The organism is Nitrospirillum amazonense (genome assembly GCF_029594735.1).
Classification (GTDB): Bacteria; Pseudomonadota; Alphaproteobacteria; order Azospirillales; family Azospirillaceae; genus Nitrospirillum; species Nitrospirillum amazonense.
Window position 1 is genome coordinate 123,246 of sequence record NZ_JARPAF010000004.1, and the last position, 19,577, is coordinate 142,822.

General features: G+C 70.7%; 13 protein-coding genes. 8 read left to right on the top strand and 5 right to left on the bottom strand.

What is annotated here, in order from left to right; all coding sequences use genetic code 11:
• Positions 1-263 precede the first annotated feature (263 nt).
• The 3 genes from P5F91_RS21345 to P5F91_RS21355 all read left to right on the top strand — a co-directional run bounded on the left by P5F91_RS21345 (position 264) and on the right by P5F91_RS21355 (position 4,601).
• Positions 264-2,534, top strand: a complete 2,271-nt coding sequence (locus P5F91_RS21345; protein WP_145608807.1) for a TonB-dependent receptor — start codon at positions 264-266, stop codon at positions 2,532-2,534.
• A 148-nt stretch (positions 2,535-2,682) separates the two neighbouring features.
• Entirely contained in the window at positions 2,683-3,270 is a 588-nt protein-coding gene (locus tag P5F91_RS21350; protein ID WP_145608806.1) for a nucleotidyltransferase family protein, read from the top strand.
• A 122-nt stretch (positions 3,271-3,392) separates the two neighbouring features.
• A complete protein-coding gene (locus P5F91_RS21355; RefSeq protein WP_145608805.1) occupies positions 3,393-4,601 on the top strand; it encodes an MFS transporter in 1,209 nt (402 codons plus the stop codon).
• Between the two features lie 3 nt (positions 4,602-4,604).
• Here the strand turns inward: P5F91_RS21355 and P5F91_RS21360 are convergent, their stop codons facing one another.
• Positions 4,605-5,510 carry a hypothetical protein gene (locus P5F91_RS21360; protein WP_145608804.1) on the bottom strand — a complete coding sequence of 302 codons (906 nt, stop codon included), beginning with the start codon at positions 5,508-5,510 and terminating at the stop codon, positions 4,605-4,607.
• Positions 5,511-5,636: 126 nt separating this feature from the next.
• On the opposite strand from P5F91_RS21360, the gene P5F91_RS21365 reads away from it, so the two are divergent.
• Both P5F91_RS21365 and P5F91_RS21370 read left to right on the top strand, forming a co-directional pair.
• On the top strand, positions 5,637-8,108 hold the full coding sequence (locus tag P5F91_RS21365; protein WP_277908211.1) for a tetratricopeptide repeat protein: 2,472 nt from the start codon (positions 5,637-5,639) through the stop codon (positions 8,106-8,108).
• Positions 8,109-8,288: 180 nt separating this feature from the next.
• Positions 8,289-11,840 carry a ligand-binding sensor domain-containing diguanylate cyclase gene (locus tag P5F91_RS21370; RefSeq protein ID WP_145608802.1) on the top strand — a complete coding sequence of 1,184 codons (3,552 nt, stop codon included), beginning with the start codon at positions 8,289-8,291 and terminating at the stop codon, positions 11,838-11,840.
• Positions 11,841-11,958: 118 nt separating this feature from the next.
• On the opposite strand, the gene P5F91_RS21375 is transcribed toward P5F91_RS21370, so the two are convergent.
• Entirely contained in the window at positions 11,959-13,845 is a 1,887-nt protein-coding gene (locus tag P5F91_RS21375) for a glycosyltransferase (RefSeq protein ID WP_277908212.1), read from the bottom strand.
• A gap of 342 nt (positions 13,846-14,187) precedes the next feature.
• Here P5F91_RS21375 and P5F91_RS21380 point away from each other — a divergent pair, with 342 nt between their 5' ends.
• The 3 genes from P5F91_RS21380 to P5F91_RS21390 all read left to right on the top strand — a co-directional run bounded on the left by P5F91_RS21380 (position 14,188) and on the right by P5F91_RS21390 (position 17,098).
• Entirely contained in the window at positions 14,188-15,144 is a 957-nt protein-coding gene (locus tag P5F91_RS21380; protein WP_277908213.1) for a glycosyltransferase family protein, read from the top strand.
• A 68-nt stretch (positions 15,145-15,212) separates the two neighbouring features.
• On the top strand, positions 15,213-16,691 hold the full coding sequence (locus P5F91_RS21385; RefSeq protein ID WP_277908214.1) for a class I SAM-dependent methyltransferase: 1,479 nt from the start codon (positions 15,213-15,215) through the stop codon (positions 16,689-16,691).
• Positions 16,692-16,852: 161 nt separating this feature from the next.
• A complete protein-coding gene (locus P5F91_RS21390; protein WP_145608798.1) occupies positions 16,853-17,098 on the top strand; it encodes a hypothetical protein in 246 nt (81 codons plus the stop codon).
• A gap of 31 nt (positions 17,099-17,129) precedes the next feature.
• Here P5F91_RS21390 and adhP read toward each other — a convergent pair whose 3' ends face one another.
• From adhP to P5F91_RS21405, 3 genes are all read right to left on the bottom strand, one after another.
• Positions 17,130-18,158 (bottom strand): alcohol dehydrogenase AdhP, encoded by a 1,029-nt coding sequence (gene adhP, locus P5F91_RS21395; protein WP_145608797.1) that lies wholly within the window; start codon positions 18,156-18,158, stop codon positions 17,130-17,132.
• A gap of 93 nt (positions 18,159-18,251) precedes the next feature.
• A complete protein-coding gene (locus tag P5F91_RS21400; RefSeq protein ID WP_145608796.1) occupies positions 18,252-18,617 on the bottom strand; it encodes a chaperone modulator CbpM in 366 nt (121 codons plus the stop codon).
• Between the two features lie 3 nt (positions 18,618-18,620).
• The gene (locus tag P5F91_RS21405; RefSeq protein WP_277908215.1) at positions 18,621-19,571 is read right to left on the bottom strand and encodes a DnaJ C-terminal domain-containing protein; all 951 of its coding nucleotides are present in this window, start codon (positions 19,569-19,571) and stop codon (positions 18,621-18,623) included.
• Positions 19,572-19,577: the final 6 nt, after the last annotated feature.

Below are 19,577 nucleotides of genomic sequence, written 5' to 3' on the forward strand. Positions count from 1 at the left end.
CAGCCCCGCCGGCGCCGGGCGCGCGCGGGGCTTGGGCGGCAGCCACCCCAAGGGTGGGACGCCCGCCACCCCCGAGGGGGAAGGACCGTATACCAAAATGTCACACCGTTGCCAGTAAACGGATCGGTAATCGCACTGACTTAAAATATTCACATCGCGTTGCTATGCAGCATGCGCTTTCAAGCCGGACATAAAGGTGACCATATCACTTATGTGTACTGCCGGACGGGGAAGATTTTAAATAAATCGAAGGGGGAAATTCGATGCTGAAGAATCGGTTGTTGGCAGGTGTGTCTCTGCTCATCCTCGGTATTTCCAGCGCCACGTTCGCGCAGACGGCGCCGGACGCCGCCGCGGATGCCGACGCGCTGCAGGAAATCGTCGTGTTCGGCCGCGGCGAAACCCGCCAGGTGCAGGCCATCACGCCCATGGACATGCAGATCGCCGTTCCGGGCGCCAGCCCCATCAAGGTGATCTCCAAGCTGCCGGGCGTGAACTATCAGGCTGCCGATCCCTACGGCGCCTACGAATGGGCCGTGCGCATTTCGGTGCGCGGCTTCAACCAGAACCAGCTGGGCTTCACGCTCGATGACATCCCGCTGGGTGACATGAGCTACGCCAACGACAATGGCCTGCACATCAGCCGCGCCATTTCGTCCGAGAACCTGGGCGTCACCCAGATGGCCCAGGGCACCGGCGCCCTGGACACCGCCTCCACCTCCAACCTGGGCGGCACGCTGAAGTTCAAGTCGGCCGATCCGGAGACCACCGCCGGCGGCCTGGCCGCCGTCAGCTACGGCAGCAACGCCACGGTGCGCGCCTTCGGCCGCATCGAAACGGGTGAGATCGACGGCGGCGGCCGCGGCTATCTCAGCTACGACTACCAGCACGGCAACAAGTGGAAGGGCCAGGGCGAGCAGTGGCAGCAGCAGGCCAACGGCAAGTTCGTCCAGCCGGTGGGCGAGGGCACGCTGACCACCATGGTCAACTACTCGGACCGGCATGAGAACGACTACCAGGACCTGTCCTTGGCCCTGATCGGCAAGTTCGGCTACAAGCTGGACAACATCTCTGACAACTACACGCTGGCCAAGGCCATCGCGACCGCCTACCAGGCGGGCAAGGCCATTCCGGCGCCGTATTCCACGCCTGACGACGTCTACTTCGACGGCGCCGGCAACCGTGAAGACATCATCGGCTCGACCCAGCTGGAATACCCCATCAACGACCGCCTGTCGCTGAAGGCCATGGTCTATGGCCACCACGACAAGGGCATGGGCACCTGGGACACCCCCTACGTCCCGACCCCCGCCGCGTTCGGCGGCTCCCCCATTTCCATGCGCACCACCGAATACACGGTGTCGCGCATCGGCACGGTGGACAGCCTGACCTACACCCTGGCCGACCACACCATCGAAGGTGGCCTGTGGTTCGAGAACAACGACTTCGACCAGGCCCGGCGCTACTACGGCCTGGGATTGGCCAGCCCCGGCCGCACGGCGGATGAGTTCCAGGAGAATCCCTTCGCCACCCAGTGGCAGTACGCCTTCAACACCAAGACCTACGTGTTCCACCTGCAGGACACCTGGCAGGCCCTGGACAAGCTGAAGATCAATTACGGCTTCAAGTCGATCAAGGTGGAGAACGAGAGCCAGACGCAGCGCTACACCTCGGCCAGCGACATCATCAACGGCTCTATCGACACCTCCAAGGGCTTCCTGCCGCAGGTGGGTTTCAACTACCAGCTGACCGACGAGGCCGAGCTGTTCGGCGACTACGCCAAGAACGCCCGCGCCTTCGTCAGCTCGCACACCGACGGTCCGTTCTCCACCACCCAGTCCGGCTTCAACGCCATCAAGGGCAAGCTGAAGCCTGAAACCTCCGACGCCTTCGAGGTGGGCACCCGCGCCCATGTCGATACGTTCGAGGCGGTGGCCGCCGCCTACTACGTCAGCTTCCATGACCGCCTGCTGGCGACCACTGTGGGCTCGGGCATCCAGGGCAACCCGTCGGCTCTGTCCAACGTGGGTGGTGTCACCTCCAAGGGCATCGAGTTGGCCGGCACCTGGAAGTTCGTGAAGAACTGGTCGCTGTACGGCTCCTACTCGTACAACAAGTCCACCTACGACGACGATACCCTGAACGGCGACGGCACCCTGTACGCCGCCACCAAGGGCAAGATCACCGTGGACAGCCCGCAGAACATGGTGAAGGCCGAGCTGTCGTTCGACAACGGCATGCTGTTCGGCGCGGTCTCCGGCAACTACATGAGCGAGCGGTATTACACCTACATCAACGACGGCAAGGTCCCTGGTTACATGACCGTGGACCTCAGCTTCGGCTACCGCTTCCAGGGCGGCGGCTGGCAGCGTGACCTGGAAATCCAGGGCAACGTCACCAACCTGTTCGACCGTCACTACATCTCGTCCATCGGCACCAACGGTTACACCGTCAGCGACCCGACGGGCAGCTTCCAGACGCTGCAGGCCGGCGCCCCCGCCGCCGTGTTCGTCTCCGTGCGCAAGAAGTTCTGAGGCCGCGTAACTTGCATAAGTGCGACATTTTGGGGGTGTGACCTTTTGCGGTCTCACCCCATATGAGGAAAGACATATATCTTTCAGGGGCCTCGCCGGCTAACCGGCGGGGCCCATTCTTTTTATCCGCGCAGGATGGGGCGGCACCATGCACCAGCTCACCTATGGCGATCGCCTGCAGGCCGTGATTCGGGACGATGCCTGGCGCATGCGGCTGCTGGCCCATGTTCGCGCCCTGGACCTGCCGGATTGCTGGATTGGCGCGGGCTTCGTGCGCAACGCCGTGTGGGATCAGCTGCACCGCCAACAGGCCGGCCCCGAAACGGCGGGCCAAGCGCCCGACAGCGATGTGGATGTGGTGTGGTTCGACGCCGTGCGCCCGTCCATCGCGGTGGATCGGGACCTTACCGACCGCCTGCTGGCCCTGGCGCCCGGTGTTCCCTGGTCGGTGAAAAACCAGGCCCGCATGCACTGCCGCAATGGCGACGCGCCCTATGCCGGCTGCGCCGATGCCCTGCGCCACTGGCCGGAAACGGCCACAGCCGTGGCAGTGCGCCTGACCCCGGGCGATGCGCTGGAGATTCTGGCGCCCTTCGGCTTGGACGACCTGTTCGGCCGCGTCATCCGCCCCACGCCGGCCTTCCGGGGCGCCAAGCGCGAAATTTTGCGTCAGCGGGTGCGCGAGAAGCGCTGGCTGGAACGTTGGCCCCTGCTGCGGGTGATGGACGTGGACTGAAAAGGCCGCCGTCAAGCCCCCGCACGGGGCGCGGCTGGTTTTCGCAACTAACCGTTTCCTATTTGACAGAACCCCGGTACTGAAGACGGCCGCCCTTGTCTTCAGCACAGGTCCGCCGTCCCATGACCGTGTCATCCGAAACCACACCCGGCCAAACCGCATCGGGCGGCCTGTCCGCCGGGCTGACGCTGCTGTTCGCCATCACCTGCGGTGCCGTGGTCGCCAACATCTATTACGTCCAGCCGCTGCTGGCCGACATCGCCGCCAGTTTCCAGGTGGGCATGGGGTCGGCGGGCATGCTGGTGACGGTGACCCAGGTGGGCTATGCCCTGGGCCTGCTGCTGGTGGTGCCCCTGGGCGATACCCACAACCGCAAGCGCCTGATCCTGACCCTGCTGGCCCTGTGCATCCTCCTGCTGCTCGGGGCCGCGGCCAGCCCCGGCTTCCTCACCTTCGCCGCCGCCTCGCTGGGCGTGGGCGTGCTATCCTGCGCCGCCCAGGTGGCGGTGCCTTTCGCCGCGTCCCTGGCGCCGGACCACAGCCGGGGCCGCACCGTAGGCACGGTCATGAGCGGCCTCATCCTGGGCATCCTGCTGGCCCGTACCATCGCCGGCGCTATCGCCCATTATGCCGGCTGGCGCGCCGTCTATATCGCCGCCGCCGTCGTGATGACGGTGCTGGGCGCCTTGTTGGCGCGCGCGCTGCCGGCCGACCCCGCCCGTCCCAGCATCCCCTACGGCCGGTTGATGGCCTCCGTCCTCCACCTGGCCCGCACGGACGCGGTGCTGCGCTGGCGCTCGCTGATGGGGGCCCTGGGCTTCGCTGGCTTCAGTGTGCTGTGGACGGGCCTGACCTTCGTGCTCAGCGACGCGCCCTATCATTTCGACCAGGCCACCATAGGCCTGTTCGGTCTGGCGGGCCTGGCCGGCGCGCTGGCCGCCAGCCGGGCGGGCCGCCTGGCCGACAAGGGCCATGCCCACGCCGCCACCGGCCTGTTCGCTGCCGCCTGCCTGGCCGCCTGGGGCTTGATGGCCTTGACCCACTGGTCGCTGATCGCGCTGACCGCCGGCATCCTGTTGCTGGACATTGGCGTGCAGGGCCTGCAGATCACCAACCAGAGCGTCATCTACGCGGGCAACCATGGTGCCCGGGGCCGGGTCACCACGGTCTACCTCACGACCTATTTCGTGGGCGGCGCTTGCGGCTCGGCCGTGGCCAGCCTGGCGTGGGACCTGGGCGGCTGGCTGGCCGTGTCGGCCACTGGCGGCGCCATCGCCCTGGCCTTGCTGGGCTGCTGGCTGCTGGCCCACGCCCGCCGCCAGGAAGTATGAGGCTCAAGGCCCGCTGACCACCAGGCGGTCGGCGCCGATGTGCCGGCGCAGCACGTCGGCCAGGGCCGTGGCCTGGACGGCGCGGAAAGGGTCGCGCCCGGTCAGCACCAGGGCCACGTTGGCCGGGGTGATGTCCAGCACGGCGGCGATGGCCACCTGCAGCTTCAGCCGCCGCACCTCCGCCGCCAGGTTGTGCGATTGGCCAGGGTCGATGTGCACCCCCTTTTCACCCGTGCGGAAAGCCAGTTGGACGGTGCCGGTATCCGGCCGGGATGCTGCGGGCGCACGGGTGAGCAAGGGGACGGTATCCGCCCGCCCGCCCTCGCCGGCGGGCATCTGCGCTGTGGAGAAGTCTGGCAGGGCGGGGCAGCCATCGGCCACCACCCGCGCCAGGGCGCGCATATGCCCCAGCCGCGCCTGGCCGTCCTGGTCCAATTTTTCCTCCAACCCTTCCGTGCCCGCCAGCCAGCGCTCCAGGACATGGCGCGTGCCCAGGGCGCGGGGCGCGGTCGAGGCCGCCAGCTGGTCCATCAGCGTGGCGCTGGTTTCCAGCTCCAGCCGGGCCAGGTGGCGTTCCAGCAGGGCCAGCTGCTCCATCGCCTCGGTACGGCGCGGTTCCTCCAACGTGTCCACCTGGGTGCCGATGACGGCGACGAACGACAGCACCTCGCTGAACAGGGGCGACAGGCGGCGCAGGGTTGCATACGCCTCGTCCACGTGCGGTTCCGCCGCCAGGGTGCGGGCGCAATCGGCGCCCAGGGCGCGCACAGCCTCGTTCAGCTGGGCGATCTTCTGACGGGTGGCGCGATAGCGGCGGGATTGGTCAGTGTCACGCCCCCGCCGACCCTCCTGGGGACGGCGCCGGACGTCGGGGTTGGGGGCCGGCGGTGATGCCGTTTCCCTGGACATGCTTGTGCGGCCTGGCCTCTTTGGTCGAGACTGCGTCGACAATCGTTAGTTTACCATAAGCCCGTCCCCGCGCCAGCGGCGTGGGAGTGGGGCTCTTTGGGGCATTTTGGGGAAAGGGGTGTCGCCGTGGCGACCATCGCTGAGGCGCTGCAGGCCGCCTTGGATCATCATCAGGCGGGGCGCTTGGCCGAGGCGCGCATCCTCTACGGCCGGATCCTGGCCGTGGCGCCCGACACCCCCGACGCCCTTTACCTGTTGGCCGTGCTGGACGCACAGGCTGGCCAGTTCGACGCGGCTGCGGCCGGGCTGGAGCGGGCGCTGGCGCTGCGGCCGGAGGCCGTGGCTTATCGCCTGACCCTGGCCAAGGCGCTGATGGCGTCCGGCCGGGCGGAGGCCGCCATCCCCCAGTTCCGCGCCGTCCTGGCCCAGCAGCCGGACCAGGCGGAGGCCTTGGCACCCCTGGCGCGGCTATTGGCCGGCCGGGGCGAGCCAGGTGGCAAGGATGAGGCGGCCGGCCTGTTCGAACGCGCCAGCCGGTTGGCGCCGACGGATGCGGCTTTGGCGCTGGACCAGGGGCGCTGCCTCCACGCCCTTGGGCGGCTGGACGCGGCGGCGGCGGCCTTGGCCCGCGCCCTGGCCCCGGCGACGGGGGCGACCGCGGCCGCGGCCCACATCACGCTGGGCCGCGTGCGGGAGGCACAGGGGCAGGAGGACGCGGCGCTGGCTGCCTACCAGGCCGCGCTGGCCGTCCCCGGGCTGTCGGCCGGCGATCCCCTGTTGGCGGCGCAGGGCCTGCAGGTGCAGGGCGCGCTGCTGCACAAGCGGGACCGGGCGCAGGACGCCGCCGCGGCCTATGAGGCGGCGCTGGTCCTGGCGCCGGGTCTGCTGCCCGCCCGCTTCGGCCTGGGCCAGGTGCTGGCCGGTCTGGGCCGGCTGGAGGCCGCCGCTGACTGTTTCCAGGCGGTACTGGATCGGGAGCCCGCCAACCTCATGGCCCATGAGGCGCTATGGCAGTTGCGCGAGCGTCAGGACCTGCCGGACCAGGCGCTGGCCGTCCTGGACGCCGCGCTGGCGCTGGCGCCGGACCGCCCCGACCTGCTGTTCGCCCGCGCCCGCCTGCTGCACCAGGCCAAGCGGGATGCGGAAGCCCTGTCCGCTTACGCGACCCTTATGATCAGGGGCGACCTGGCGCCGGATCTGCGCGCGGCGGCGGCCAGCAATCGCGCCACCTTGCTGGTCTCCCAGGGCGAAATCGCGGCGGCAGCGGCCCTGCTGCCTGAGCTCCAGGCCCTGGTTCCGGGTGCTGGGGCAGCGGGGATGGAAGACTGCCACCGCCTGGCCCGCCTGTTGGCCGACATCGCGCCCGCGACGGATCAGGCATGGGACGTCCTGGGGCGCCTGGTCGCTTGGGTTGCGACGGAATGGGAGGCGCGGGACTATTTCTGGAAAAGCGCCTACTATCTGGCGCTGGAGACCGGCAACCATCTGCTGCGGAAGCCTGATGGGGCGGCGCAACTGCCCCGGCTGGTCGAGGCTGTCACAGGGGCCGCCATGGGGCGTGACCCCTTGTTGGACCCCTGGTTCACCTTCCTGGACGGCTGCGTCGCCCTGCGTCTGGGGCACGAGCGGCGGGCGAAGGATTGTTTCGCCAGCTTGGAACAGGCCCTGCCCTTCGCGGCCCAGATTCCCCTGGGCGATGACTTCCAGCGTTGGACCGCCGCCGCCGAGCCGTTGCGCGCAGGCTTCGACGCCACGCTGGACTGGGGGCGGACGGCGCCGGGCGTCGCCGAAGAGCCCGTGGTGCTGGTGGCGGCCGACAGCCGCTATGTGCGCCGCTTCCTGCCCTTCCTGGCGGCCTCCATCGCCGCCGTTGCCGCCGGCACCCGCCTGCATGTCCATATCTGCGACCCAGCGACGGATGACATCGACTTCCTGGCGGCGGCGGCACCCGGCCTGCGCCTGGGATGGTCGACGGAGGCGCTGGATCCGGAACTGCACCATGAAACGCGCCTTACCTACCTGACCGCCGCGCGCTTCCTGCGGCTGCCTCAAATCCAGGACCGTTATGGCGCGCCGCTGGTGGTCGCCGACATCGATGCCGCTTTCCTGTCCGACCCCGCCCGCTTCGTCGCCGCCCTGCCCGCCGGCCGGCCGGTCGCGGCCACCTGGGGCCCCGCCAACCTGGCGGCCCCCTATGACGCGGTTGGCGGCGGCCTGGTGGCGGTCGGGCCGGGGGACATGGCCCGGGCTTTCGCCCGGGGCGTGGCCGACCTGCTGCTGTATCACTGGGACCGCTGCCGGAACGGGGGCCCGGTCCTGGGCTATTTCCTGGATCAGGTGGCCCTGGTGGCCGGTGTCGATTTCGTGCTGACACCCGACCGCCTGCTTCCCGTCCACCGGGCCGGGCGCGTCTATCGACTGGATGGCGGCCGGCTGGATGGCGGCGCGGGGCCGGCGATGTTCGTGCCCATCGTGCCGGAGAAGACTCTGCCCGATATCGACGCGCGCCTGGACCAGGCGGTGGTGGCGCTGCGGGCGGGTGCGGGGCGGAAGGCGCTGGAAGCGTTTTTCCAGATTCCACCGCTGGCGGACGCCTAACCTTTTGCGCCGATCCCGGGACGCGCCGGTCCTGGCCTTCGCGCCGCGCTCCAGGCAAAAAACTGACAGGAACACGGGGTCGGACGCCTGCCTGTCGAGGATTTGGTAATCATTTGGCGTTAACCATGGCTGCGGGTCGCCCGCCGCGGCGATTTCTTGTGAGGGAATGCGGACCCGGTCATGATTGGGCGGCGCTTTTTGCGGGCGGGATGCGCCCTGGCGGGGCGGTTGGGGGCCGGGCGGTTGGGCCTGGCGCTGCTGCTTGCCTGCGCCGCCGCGTCGGCCTTTGCCGCCCAGCCCACCGCTCCCGCCGGCGCTTCCGATCCCTGGGCCCGCCTCTCCGGCCCCGAGTTCGACCATTTCCCCCCCGCTCTGCGCCTGCCCAGCGACGTGGTGACCAGCCTGGCGCAGACCCGCCATGGGGTGGTTTGGTTCGGCACCTTCGGCGGCCTGGTGCGGTTCGACGGCTACCGCACCCAAATATACCGGGGCTCGCCCGACACCAGTGCTGGCGGCGGCTCGCCGCCCGGCAAGCAGGGGGCCGGCGCGCCACCGCCCTCTTATGTCTTGCCCGATGCCTATGTGCGCAGCCTGCTGTACATCGACGACGGCGGCCTGCTGATCGGCACGAACGCCGGCGGCCTGGTGCGCTTCGATATGGACGCGAACGGTTTCCGGGCCGTGCCCATCGCACACCGCGCCACCGCCGCCCGCATCATGGCCCTGGGGCCGGCCCGCGACGGCGGCGCCTGGGTGCTGTCGGACCAGGGGCTGGACCATTACGACCCCCATGCCGCCGCGGCATCGCCGGTGGCCGACGCGGGTGCCGGTGGCGTCAGCCCCCGTCTGTTCGCCGTGCTGGAGGACAGCCGGGGCGCCTTATGGCTGGGCGGCCACCCCGGGCTGTTCCGGCGCGGCGCGGGTGAGACGGCGTTCACCCGCGTGGCCGCCCCGGTGGATGACCCTATCCTGGCGCGTGCGCTGGCCGACGACGTCTGGGCCCTGTATGAGGACGGCCAGGGCCGCGTCTGGGTGGGGACGGGCGAGAATGGGGCCTTCGCCCTGGACACCACCACGGGCCGTCCCCTGACAATCAAGGGCCTCAGCGGCGCGGATGGCGTGGCGGCGCGCCACACCGTGCGCGCCATCACCGAGCCGGAAGGGCCCGGCGGCCCCCTGTGGCTGGCCACCGACGGCGTCGGTATCCTGACGCTGGATGCTGACGACCGGGTGGGCATCCTGGCGCACTCTGAAATGGTGTCGACCTCGCTGGCTGGCGACGTCGTGCGCGCCTTCCTGCGCGACCGCAGCGGCAATGTCTGGGTAGGCACACAACGGGGCGCCGACCGGGTGGAGGCGGGGCAGCGCCTGGTTTCCACCGTACAGGCCGCTCCCCCGGGCGGCGTCGGCCTGGCGGACGCCGACGTGCATGCCCTGACCACGGATGCGCGGGGGCGGGTGTGGCTTGGCCTCGGGCGCGGGTTGGTCGACGTGGTCGACCCCGCCGACGGCACCTTGCGTCACGTCGTCCTGCCGGGGGTGGACCGGGGCCGGGACATCTACAGCCTGGCGGTTCTGCCAGACGGGGCGGTGCTGGCGGGCGGGCGCGGTGTCACCCGCATTGATCCCGTCACCTTGGCCGGCACCTCGTCCTGGATACCGGCGCTGGACGGCGTCGTCGTCCTGTCCCTGGCGGCGGCACCCACGCCCGCTGGAACCGCCGTGTTGCTGGGCGGCTATGACGGACTGTACATCCGCCAGCCCGACGGCACCCTGACCCATCTGGTCCATGATCCGGCCGATGCGGAGAGCCTGCCCGCCGACCAGGTGAACAAGATCCTGGTGGTGCCTCCCTGCGCAGACGCCCCCCAGGGCGCGGTATGGCTGGCCACGTCCGGCGGCCTCGCCGTGGCCGACCTGGCGGGTATGCCGCGCCCGCGCTTCCACACGCTGCGGCGTGCGTCGCAGGCGGGCGCTATTGGCGGCCTGCCGCACAACGTGGTCAACGATGTCGTCGTGGATGGCGCCGGCAATCTGTGGGCCGGCACCTATGGCGGCGGCGTGGCTGTGCTGACGCCGGCGCAGATGCGGGACGCGCTGGCCGGGCGCCGGGGAATCGCCCCGCTGGTGGTGGATGAGACGCAGGGTCTGGCCAACAACGCCGTATCCGCGCTGGCGGTGGATGGCGACGGCAGCGTCTGGGCCGCCGCCGCGGCCAGCCTGGTGAAGTTCAACGGCCCCGGCTTTCCACCCCGCGTTCTGGGCGCCCGTGACGGTGTCATCGTCCGCGCCTTCAACATCAAGGCGGCGACCCGAGGCGCTGGGGGCGAGGTGCTGTTCGGCGGCATGGGCGGCCTGACGGTCATGCGGCCCGGCATGCTTCGTCCATCCGTGCCCGTTGGCGTGCTGGCCGTCACCGCGTTGGATGTGAACCACAAGGCGCAGCCGCCGGGCCGCCTGCCCCCACCGGGCGGCACCCTGACCCTGGGCGCCGGTGTGAAGACCATCCGCCTGGCCCTGTCGCTGCTGGATTTCCGTGCCCCGCACGACACCCGCTACGCCTATTGCCTGGATGGGTTCGACGAGGATTGGGTGGAGGTGAATGGCGCCCAGCCCCAGGCCGTCTACACCAACCTGCCGCAGGGCGAGTATATTTTCCGGGTGCGCGCCTGGACCGACCTGCCGGGCCTGGCCCTGTCCAACAGGCAGGAGGCGACGGCCGGGTTCGATCCCGACGCCGAGCCGGTGGCGCGGCCCGGCCAGAACACGGCGGACGCGCTGTCCATCCCGCCCATGGCCGAACTGGCGTTCCATATCAGGGTCTTGCCCCATTGGTACGAACAAGCCTGGTTCCGGCTGCTGCTGGTTTTCGGCCTGGTGGCGTTGATGGCCTGCGTGCTGGCGATCCGGACGGAGGCGCAGATGCGCCGCGAACGGGCGCTGGGCCGCATCGTCGCCGCCCGCACCCGCGACCTGCGCGCCGCCAACACCAAGCTGGAACAGCTGGCCAGCACCGATCCGCTGACGGGCGTCCTGAACCGGCGCCGCTTCTTCGAACTGGCGCGGCTGGAATGCGATCGCTCCCGCCGCTACGGCCGCGCCTTCTCCGTCATCCTGTTCGACCTCGACCATTTCAAGCGCATCAACGACACCTTCGGCCACCTCATGGGGGACGAGGTGCTGCGGGCGGCGGTGGCGGTGGCGGCCAAGGCCTGCCGCACCGTGGACTTGCTGGCCCGCTTCGGCGGGGAGGAGGTCATGATGCTGCTGCCCGAGACGGACATCGCCGGCGCGCAGGTGGTGGCGGAACGCATCCGCACCAGCCTGGCGGAGATGGAGGTCGCCTACGATGGGCGAGTGGCCCAGGTGACGGCCAGCCTGGGCGTGGCCCAGTGGCGCAGCCCCGATGAGACGCTGGAGGATCTGCTGGCGCGGGCGGACGGCGCCCTCTACCAGGCCAAGAAGGGCGGTCGCAACCGCACCGTGCTGGCCTATAACGAGGTGGAACGGGCGGCCCGCATGGGCTGGGCCATCGTCCCGTCCGGTGACCCAACGGGAGATGAGGCCGCTGCGGCGCTGGTGGCCGACACCCCGCCGCTGGAGCCGCTGGCCCGCCTTGCCGGCCTGGGCGATGCCACGCTGGTAGACCCTTATGAACGCGAGACCTACGACCGGCCGGCATCCAGCCCGGACGAGGACGTGCCGCCCGAGCCCAAGGCGGCGTCCAGTTAGCTCACACCGTTGTAGGCCCCGACCGGGGCCACCGGAAGTTTCTGGGGAACATCAGCGGGCTGGAAACTGAGGATATGCCAAGCCAGCGGATGCTGGCGCCGGCGTTTGAGGGAGCTCACTAGCGGGTCACCGGCCCATGCACCAGGCCGGGCAGGGCCAGCCAGTCCTCCGGACCGTCCAGCGACAGGCCGGGGTTCCAGGACCGGTCTTGGCCAATGGTGGCACCCCAGCGCTCCAGGAAGGCCAAACGCTCCTGCTCCACCCGTTCCCGCCGGTCGGGCGCGTAGGGCTCCAGCGCCGTCAGGACGGCATGGGGCGTCCACAGCGTGGCGTAACCCGCCTGTTCCAGGCGCAGGCAGATGTCCACGTCGTTGAAGGCGATGGGGAAGGTGTCGGCGTCGAAGCCGCCCACCGCCTCGAAACAGCTGCGGCGGATGGCCATGCAGGCGCTGGCCACGGCGCTGACGCGGTGGGCGCACAAGCCGATGCCCAGGTCGCCCACGGTGTCGCCCGGCCGTCCGGCGAAGCGTGATCCGGCCAGGCGAGCCGCACCCGGGCCGTTGCCCAGGCCCAGCACGATGCCGCCGTGCATGATGGTGCCGTTGGTCGACAGCACCTTGGGCCCCACGGCGCCAATGTCCGGGCGCAGGGCCTGCGACACCAGCTCGCGCAGCCATTCGGGGTGCTGCGGTTCCATGTCGTCGTTCAGGAACACCAGCACCTCGCCAGCGGCGGTGACGGCGGCGCGGTTCATCATGTCGGCGAAGTTGAAGGGGCCGCGATGGGGGATGACCCGGGCGCCCGGGCGGTCGCGCAGCGACTCCAGATAGGCCAGGGCTTCCGGGTCGCGGCTCTCGTGGTCCATGACCAGCAGTTCGAAGGCGGGATAGCGCGTCTCGCCCAGGATGGCCTCGACACAGGGACGCAGCAGATCCACCCGGTCACGGGTGGGCATCAGCAGGCTGACCACGGGCTGGCGATCCGGCAGGGGCCAGATGACGCGGCGGGCGGTGTGGCCCTCGCCCTTGGGGTCCCTCTCCGTCACCGGTTCGGCCACCGCGCCCGGATGGTAGGTCGCCAGGAAGGACTGCAGGGCCGGCAGCCCGCCCACGGGCAAGGGCCGGCGGCGGCGCATCAGCACGCGCGGCATGTGGCGCACATGCTCCCGCCCCGCCAGGTGCGTCGCCTCCAGCAGCAGGCGGTACCGGTCCAGCCGGCCCGGCTGCTGGCCCACGGCCATGGCCCGGCGGGCCAGGGCGGTGCGCATCAACAGCAGCTGACCGGGATAGGCGCCGCTGGATCCGTACAGCAGGTCGGGGTCGAAGGCGGGCTTCAGCACCGGGCGCAGGGGGTGGCCCAGGCGGTCGGTCCATTCCTCGTCGGTGTAGAGGATCTGGGTGTCCGGGTTCTGCGCCATGGCCAGCACGCACAGGGCCAGGGCATGGCGGGGCAGCAGGTCGCCGGGCGACAGCAGGGCGACGGTGTCGCCCTCCACCTGGCTCAGGACGGGCAGGCCGGCGCCCCGGCGCTTCACGCGCGGGTCGCGGAAATCGGTGGCGGTGTCGGCCGGCAGCCACAGGTCCCAATTGTCGTGGATCTGGCGGGTCAGGCTGTCGATCGTCCGGCGCACGGCGATGGCCCAGGCGGCGGGTTTCAGGCCGCTGTTCTCCGGCCCCAGCATGATCAGGCTGACGCGCGGCGGGGCGGGGAGGCGGGCCAGGGCCACGGATATTTCGCCGGCCTCGGTGCGGCGGGGGCCATCGCGGCGCAGGGTCCAGGCGCGGTAGAACGATCGGGGCGCCAGCGACTGCCACAGGCGGCTGGCCACGTCGGCGAATTGGCCATGGGCCACCATGCGGCTCAGCGCCCGCACCAGCGCCATGCCCGTGGGGCCGCGCAGGGGTTTTGTGGGCGGGGGTGGGGCCGCGTCTATCGCCGTGCCGGGCACGTGCATGCTGCCGGGGTGCGCGCCCAGGGGCGCCCCTTCCAGGTCATGCGCGGCCACCGCGTCTTGCGATCCCCTTGCCGGGGGGTGGTCCGGGTTCTTCTGATCCACGTGCCGGTTGCCCCGCCTCTTGGAAAACAGCTTCGGTTCCGTCGGCGCCCGCGGGCGCCCCGGTCCCCAGAAACAACAAAGCGCCAACCCCGCGCCCGGGTTCAACCAGGCACTGATCGGCGCTCCCCCAACCGGCCGGTCCCCCATCCCATCGGGGCCGCCCATGTCGTTATTAGGCGATTCATGGGGGACAGGCCGCCCCTGGGTCAAGCGGCAATGCGGGGTGCCTCCCTCTGGTGGCCGGCGACTTAGAAGGGGTGTCGCCAAGGCCGGGGGCGGCTGCTATCCAAGATGGCCATGGAGCTCCCCACCCCCGCCCCCGCTGCCCCGTTTCCCGGCCGTATCGCGGCCCTGGTCGTCGCCTACCGGCCCGATGACGGCCTCGCCGCTTGCCTGGCCGCCGCCGCCGGCGCGGTCGACCGCGTCTTCCTGTTCCAACAGGACCGGGGCCGGGACGCCGCCGATGACGCCCGGGTGGACCGAGCTGTGGCGACGACGGGCGCGGTCCTGCTCACGGATCCGGCCAACATCGGTCTGGCGGCGGCGCAGAACCGCCTGATGGACCAGGCACTGGCGCAGGGGGCCGACTGGCTGCTGTTCCTGGACCAGGACAGTGTGCCGCGACCCGGCCTGCGGGCCGCCTATGCCGCCGCTTTGGCGGCCGCGCCGCCTGACACGGGCTTGCTGGCCGCGCGTAACGTGGAACCGGAGGGCGGGCCCGACTCGCCCTGGGTGGTCAGCCCCGACGCCCGGCGCTGGACCGTGGTGCGACGACTCGACGATCCGCTGCTGCCCGACCTTCTGTTGGCCCCCGCGTCCGGCAGTCTGGTCAGCGCCGGGGCCGCCCGGGCCTGCGGCCCTTTGCGCGACGATTTCTTCATCGACTGGGTGGACGTGGAATACGCCCTGCGCCTGCGCCGTGCCGGTTTCCGCCTGGTGGCGGTGCGCGACGCCCTGGTGGACCACCGGCTAGGCGCCGTCACCCACGTGCAGGCGGGCGGCCGGACGCTGGCGATCACCCATCATGCCGCCCGCCGCCGCTGGTTCCAGGCGCGCAACGCGCTGTGGACCTGGCGCCTGCACCGGCGCGCGGTGCCGGCGCTGACCGGCTGGACCCTGCGCATCCTGGCCTCCACCGCCGTCAAGATCGCGGTGATGGAGCGCGACCGCCTGCCCAAGCTGGCGGCCTTCGCCGGCGGGCTGTGGCATGGGGTGTGGCAGGGCCTGGCGCGGCGGCCCCAACCCTAAAGCCGGGCTTGCCGCCGCCAGGGCCGCGCCGTATCAGTCGTGTTTCAGGCGCTGAGAGTTTCCTTCGCATGACCACCGACTGGACCCGGGGCTACGCCTCCGACATCGACTATACCCGGGGCTGGTACCGGGAGCTGTCGCCCCTGTGGCTGGACACCGCGCTGGTGCTGGCGGGTGTGGCGCCGCCCCAACCGGGGGAACGTGGCCCGGTGTGGCTGGAGCTGGGCTGCGGCCACGGCCTCTCGGCCCTGGCCTTGGCCGCCGCCCGGCCGGACATGACGGTCATCGCCGTCGACTTCAACCCCACCCACATCCACGGTGCCCAGCGCCTGGCCCAGGCCGCCGGCCTCTCCAACATCCGCCTGATCGAGGCCGACTTCGCCGAGCTGGCGGCCGATGGGTCCAATGATGCGGCCGGCCTGCTGCCGCCCCTGGATTATGTCGTCCTGCATGGCGTCTATACCTGGGTGGGGGATGAGAGCCGGCGGCATATCGCCCGGCTCATCGCCCGCCGGCTGAAGTCCGGCGGGGTGGCCTATCTCAGCTACAACTGCCTGCCGGGCTGGGCGGCGGCCATGCCGGTGCAGTTCCTGCTGAACGCCTACGGCCAGGCGCTGCCCGGCCCCAAAGCCGCCGCCGGCGATCAGGCGCGCGACCTGCTGCTGCACCTGCTGAACCAAGGGGCCGGCTATTTCAACGGCAACGCCGCCGCCAGCGCCCGGGCGGATCGCCTGCGCGGCGCCACGGCGCCCTACCTGGTGCATGAATACATGCACAGCGGCTGGCAGCCGGCCTACCATGCCCAGGTGGCCGACGACCTGTCCGCCGCCAAGCTCAGCTACGCCGGCAGCGCCGCCTGGGTCGAGAACTTCCCCGATCTGATGATGACCCGGGCGCAGCAGGACATGGCCGCGGCCGCCCCCACCCGGGCCCTGGCCGAGACGGTGAAGGACTACGTCACCAACCAGCCGCTGCGCCGTGACATCTTCGTGCGCGGGCCATTGGCCCTGGACCCCCGCCAGCGCGTGGCCCGCCTGGGCGCCCTGCGCCTGGTGGCCCTGGGCGAACCCGGCGCCGCCCTGCCGGACTTCACCCTGCCCTTGGGTCCGCCCGATCCGGAGGTTTCGCGCCTGTTCCACCCGGTGCTGGCGGTGCTGGCCGGCGGGCCCGCCACCTTGGCGGACCTGGTGGAGCATCTGGCCCGCACGGTGCCGGATTGGGGACCCGACAGCGCCGGCTGGCTGCTGCGGGCCCTGGCCATCCTGGTGGCGGGCGATGTGCTGGCACCTTGCCTGGCCGATGCCCAGATCCAGGCGGCCCTGCCCGGCGTGCGCCGCCTAAACCAGGTCCTGCTGGCCGACAGCCTGGTGACCGGTGCCACCCTGGATCCCGAGATCCGCCTGCCGGAACGCCTGGCTTCCGCCGTCACCGGCGGCGGCGTCATGGCCTCGGTGGAGGAGATGGGCGCGCTCGCCGCCCACTGGGCGGGCGAAATGGTCATGCCCCCCGACGCCCTGTCCCGCCTGGCGCGGCTGGGCGTGCTGTGATGGCAACGACAGGGCGCCTTGGCGACCCCAGAGGCGCATGCGCTTTGACGCCCGCCCGGTGGCGGCTTAATCTCCGCCGCCGCACTCCGTTTACCTCAAGACGACACATCCATGACCCACGCCCTTCCGCTCCGTCCTTCCACCATCACGCAGGCGCTCTGATGCTGGCGAAACTGGTGGTCCTGGTCGGGCTGGTTGTCCTGGTGTGGAAGGCTTATCAATGGGGCGCCCTGGCCCAGCGGCGGAAAATGGCCGGTGGGGCCCCCGCCGCCAGCCGCCCCGGCGGTCGCGCGCCCCGCGCGACGGAGCCCGCCGCCGAGGATTTGCACGCCTGCGCCATCTGCGGCGCCTACGTCGCGCGCGGCTCCACCCCCTGCGGCAAGCCCGAGTGCCCGCAGCGGCGCTGACGGATGGCGCCAGCGCCGCCGGACACTCAGCCTACAGCGTCACCACCACGCGGCCGTTGACCGTGCCGGCGCGCAGGCGGTCGAAGATGGTGTTGATGGCGTCCAGGGGCTGGACCTCCACCTCCGCCTTCACCTTGCCCTCGCCGGCGAAGGCAAGGGCCTCGGCCAGGTCGGCGCGGGTGCCGACGATGCTGCCGCGCACGGTGATGCGGTTCAGCACGACGTCGAAGATGGGCAGGCCAAATTCGCCGGGCGGCAGGCCGATCAGGGCCACGGTGCCGTGGCGGCGGCTCATGCCCACGGCCTGGGTGAAGGCGGGGCGGGAGACGGCGGTGACCAGCACGCCATGGGCGCCGCCGATGTCGCTGTGCAGGCGCTTGGCCGGATCCTCCGTGCGGGCGTTCACCGTCAGGTCAGCGCCCAGCTTCCGGGCCAGCTCCAGCTTGTCGTCGGCGACGTCGATGGCGGCGACATGCAGGCCCATGGCCTTGGCATACTGCACGGCCACGTGGCCCAGACCGCCGATGCCGGAGATGGCGACCCACTGGCCGGGCCGCGCCTCCGTCTCCTTCAACCCCTTATAGACGGTGACGCCGGCGCACAGGATGGGGGCGATTTCCTCGAAGCCCACGCTGTCCGGCAGGTGGCCGACGAAGTTCGGGTCGGCCAGCACATAGTCGGCATAGCCGCCGTTGACGGAATAGCCGGTGTTCTGCTGGGCGGTGCACAGCGTCTCCCACCCCGTCAGGCAATGCTCGCAATGGCCGCAGGCGGTGTAGAGCCAGGGCACGCCCACGCGGTCGCCCTCTTTCACGCTGGTGACGCCGGCGCCCACGGCGGCGACGTAGCCCACGCCCTCGTGACCGGGAATGAAGGGCGGCTGCGGCTTCACCGGCCAGTCACCGTCGGCGGCGTGCAGGTCGGTGTGGCAGACGCCGCTGGCCTGGATGCGCACCAGGATCTGGCCGGGGCCCACTTCCGGTACCGCGACCTCGCGGATGTCCAGGGGCTTACCCAGGGTGTGGACGACGGCGGCCTTCATGGTCCGGGGCAAAGACATGGGGAACGGTCCTTCCTGTCGGGGGGCGAACGGCGGTGGCCGTTCGTTCGCCGACAGAAGATACCGGCGGGCCGCTCGCAGCCTTGAGATGGGTCAAGGACCGGACGGATCTACCTCTTCCGTGACGGCCAGCACCGTCTGGCGCACCTCGGGCGGCAGACGGTCCAGCACGCCGGCCACGCCGCGCAGGGCGGCGCGCAGGCTGTAGACCTGGTCGATCAACGACAGCACCAGGGGCAGGGTGTCGTCGGCCACGCCCATATCGTGGCGCAAGTCGCGGATTAGGCCCACGCGGGCCACATCCACGGGGTGGAAGCGCCAGTCGGCCGCATGCTCCGGCCCGCGGTCGCCGTCGGGCCGCACCCAGCCTTGCGCCACCCACCAATGGATATCCTGCTCGCCAACGTCTGGGAAACGGGCGCACACGGCCTTCAGCGTCAACAGGGTCAGCGTGCCCATGGCTCAAGCTCCCTCACGGTCCAGGTCGGCCAGGCCGGCCCGCGGGTCGGCGTCATGCCGGGGCTTCCAGCCTTCCAGGAAGGCCGCCAGCTCCGGCTCCTCGCCCGGCGGCAACACCACCTTCAGCTCCACCACCTGGTGGCCCGCGCGGATGCCCCGGCCCTTCAGGCGCAGGCGGGTGCCGCTGCTGGAGCGGGGGGGGATGGCCAGCATGACGCTGCCGTGGATGGTGGGCACCTTGACCTTGGCGCCCAGCACCGCCTCTTTCAGCGTCACCGGCAGTTCGATGATGATGTCGTCGCCGTCGCGGCGGTACAGCGGGTGGGGCGAAACCGCCACCTCCACGAAGGCGTCGCCGTGGGGACCGCCGTTCACGCCCGGCCCGCCCTTGCCCGCCAGGCGCAGCGCCTGGCCGTCCTTCAGGCCGGCGGGGATGGTGACGTCCAGCACCTGGCCGTCGGGCAGGGTCAACCGGCGGGTGGCGCCCCGGGCGGCGGTCAGGAAATCCACCGTCAGGGAATAGTGCGCATCCTGGCCCTTAAGCGGAAACCCGCCGGCGCGGGTGCTCCCGGGGCCGCCGCCTTGGTTGAAGGCCCGGCGCAGCAGGCTTTCCAGGTCGTCATGGTCGAAACCGCCGAAGTCTTCGGCGCCGGCGGAATAGCGGGCATGCCCCCCGTCCCCGGCGTACTGGCGGTAATAGCTGCCCCCGCCGGCGGGCCCGCGTGGGGCCGTTTCCGCCCCGGTGGCGTCGATCTCCCCCCGGTCGAAGCGGGCGCGCTTCTCCGCGTCCGACAACAGGGCGTAGGCGGCGGCGATCTCCTTGAACTTGGCCTCGGCCTCCGGCTTGCCCGGGTTCAGGTCCGGATGGTGCTTTTTGGCCAGGGCGCGGTAGGCGCTGCGGATGGCTTTCTCATCGGCGTCGCGGGCGACGCCCAGCAAGGCGTAGGGATCCACCGTAGG

Bases quoted from the DNA above. Each gene is read 5' to 3' on its own strand.
- P5F91_RS21385 (WP_277908214.1), top strand. From the start codon at position 15,213: ATGACCACCGACTGGACCCGGGGCTACGCCTCCGACATCGACTATACC.
- P5F91_RS21370 (WP_145608802.1), top strand. From the start codon at position 8,289: ATGATTGGGCGGCGCTTTTTGCGGGCGGGATGCGCCCTGGCGGGGCGG.
- P5F91_RS21390 (WP_145608798.1), top strand. From the start codon at position 16,853: ATGCTGGCGAAACTGGTGGTCCTGGTCGGGCTGGTTGTCCTGGTGTGG.
- P5F91_RS21350 (WP_145608806.1), top strand. From the start codon at position 2,683: ATGCACCAGCTCACCTATGGCGATCGCCTGCAGGCCGTGATTCGGGAC.
- P5F91_RS21380 (WP_277908213.1), top strand. From the start codon at position 14,188: ATGGCCATGGAGCTCCCCACCCCCGCCCCCGCTGCCCCGTTTCCCGGC.
- adhP (WP_145608797.1), bottom strand. From the start codon at position 18,158: ATGTCTTTGCCCCGGACCATGAAGGCCGCCGTCGTCCACACCCTGGGT.
- P5F91_RS21400 (WP_145608796.1), bottom strand. From the start codon at position 18,617: ATGGGCACGCTGACCCTGTTGACGCTGAAGGCCGTGTGCGCCCGTTTC.
- P5F91_RS21360 (WP_145608804.1), bottom strand. From the start codon at position 5,510: ATGTCCAGGGAAACGGCATCACCGCCGGCCCCCAACCCCGACGTCCGG.
- P5F91_RS21355 (WP_145608805.1), top strand. From the start codon at position 3,393: ATGACCGTGTCATCCGAAACCACACCCGGCCAAACCGCATCGGGCGGC.
- P5F91_RS21345 (WP_145608807.1), top strand. From the start codon at position 264: ATGCTGAAGAATCGGTTGTTGGCAGGTGTGTCTCTGCTCATCCTCGGT.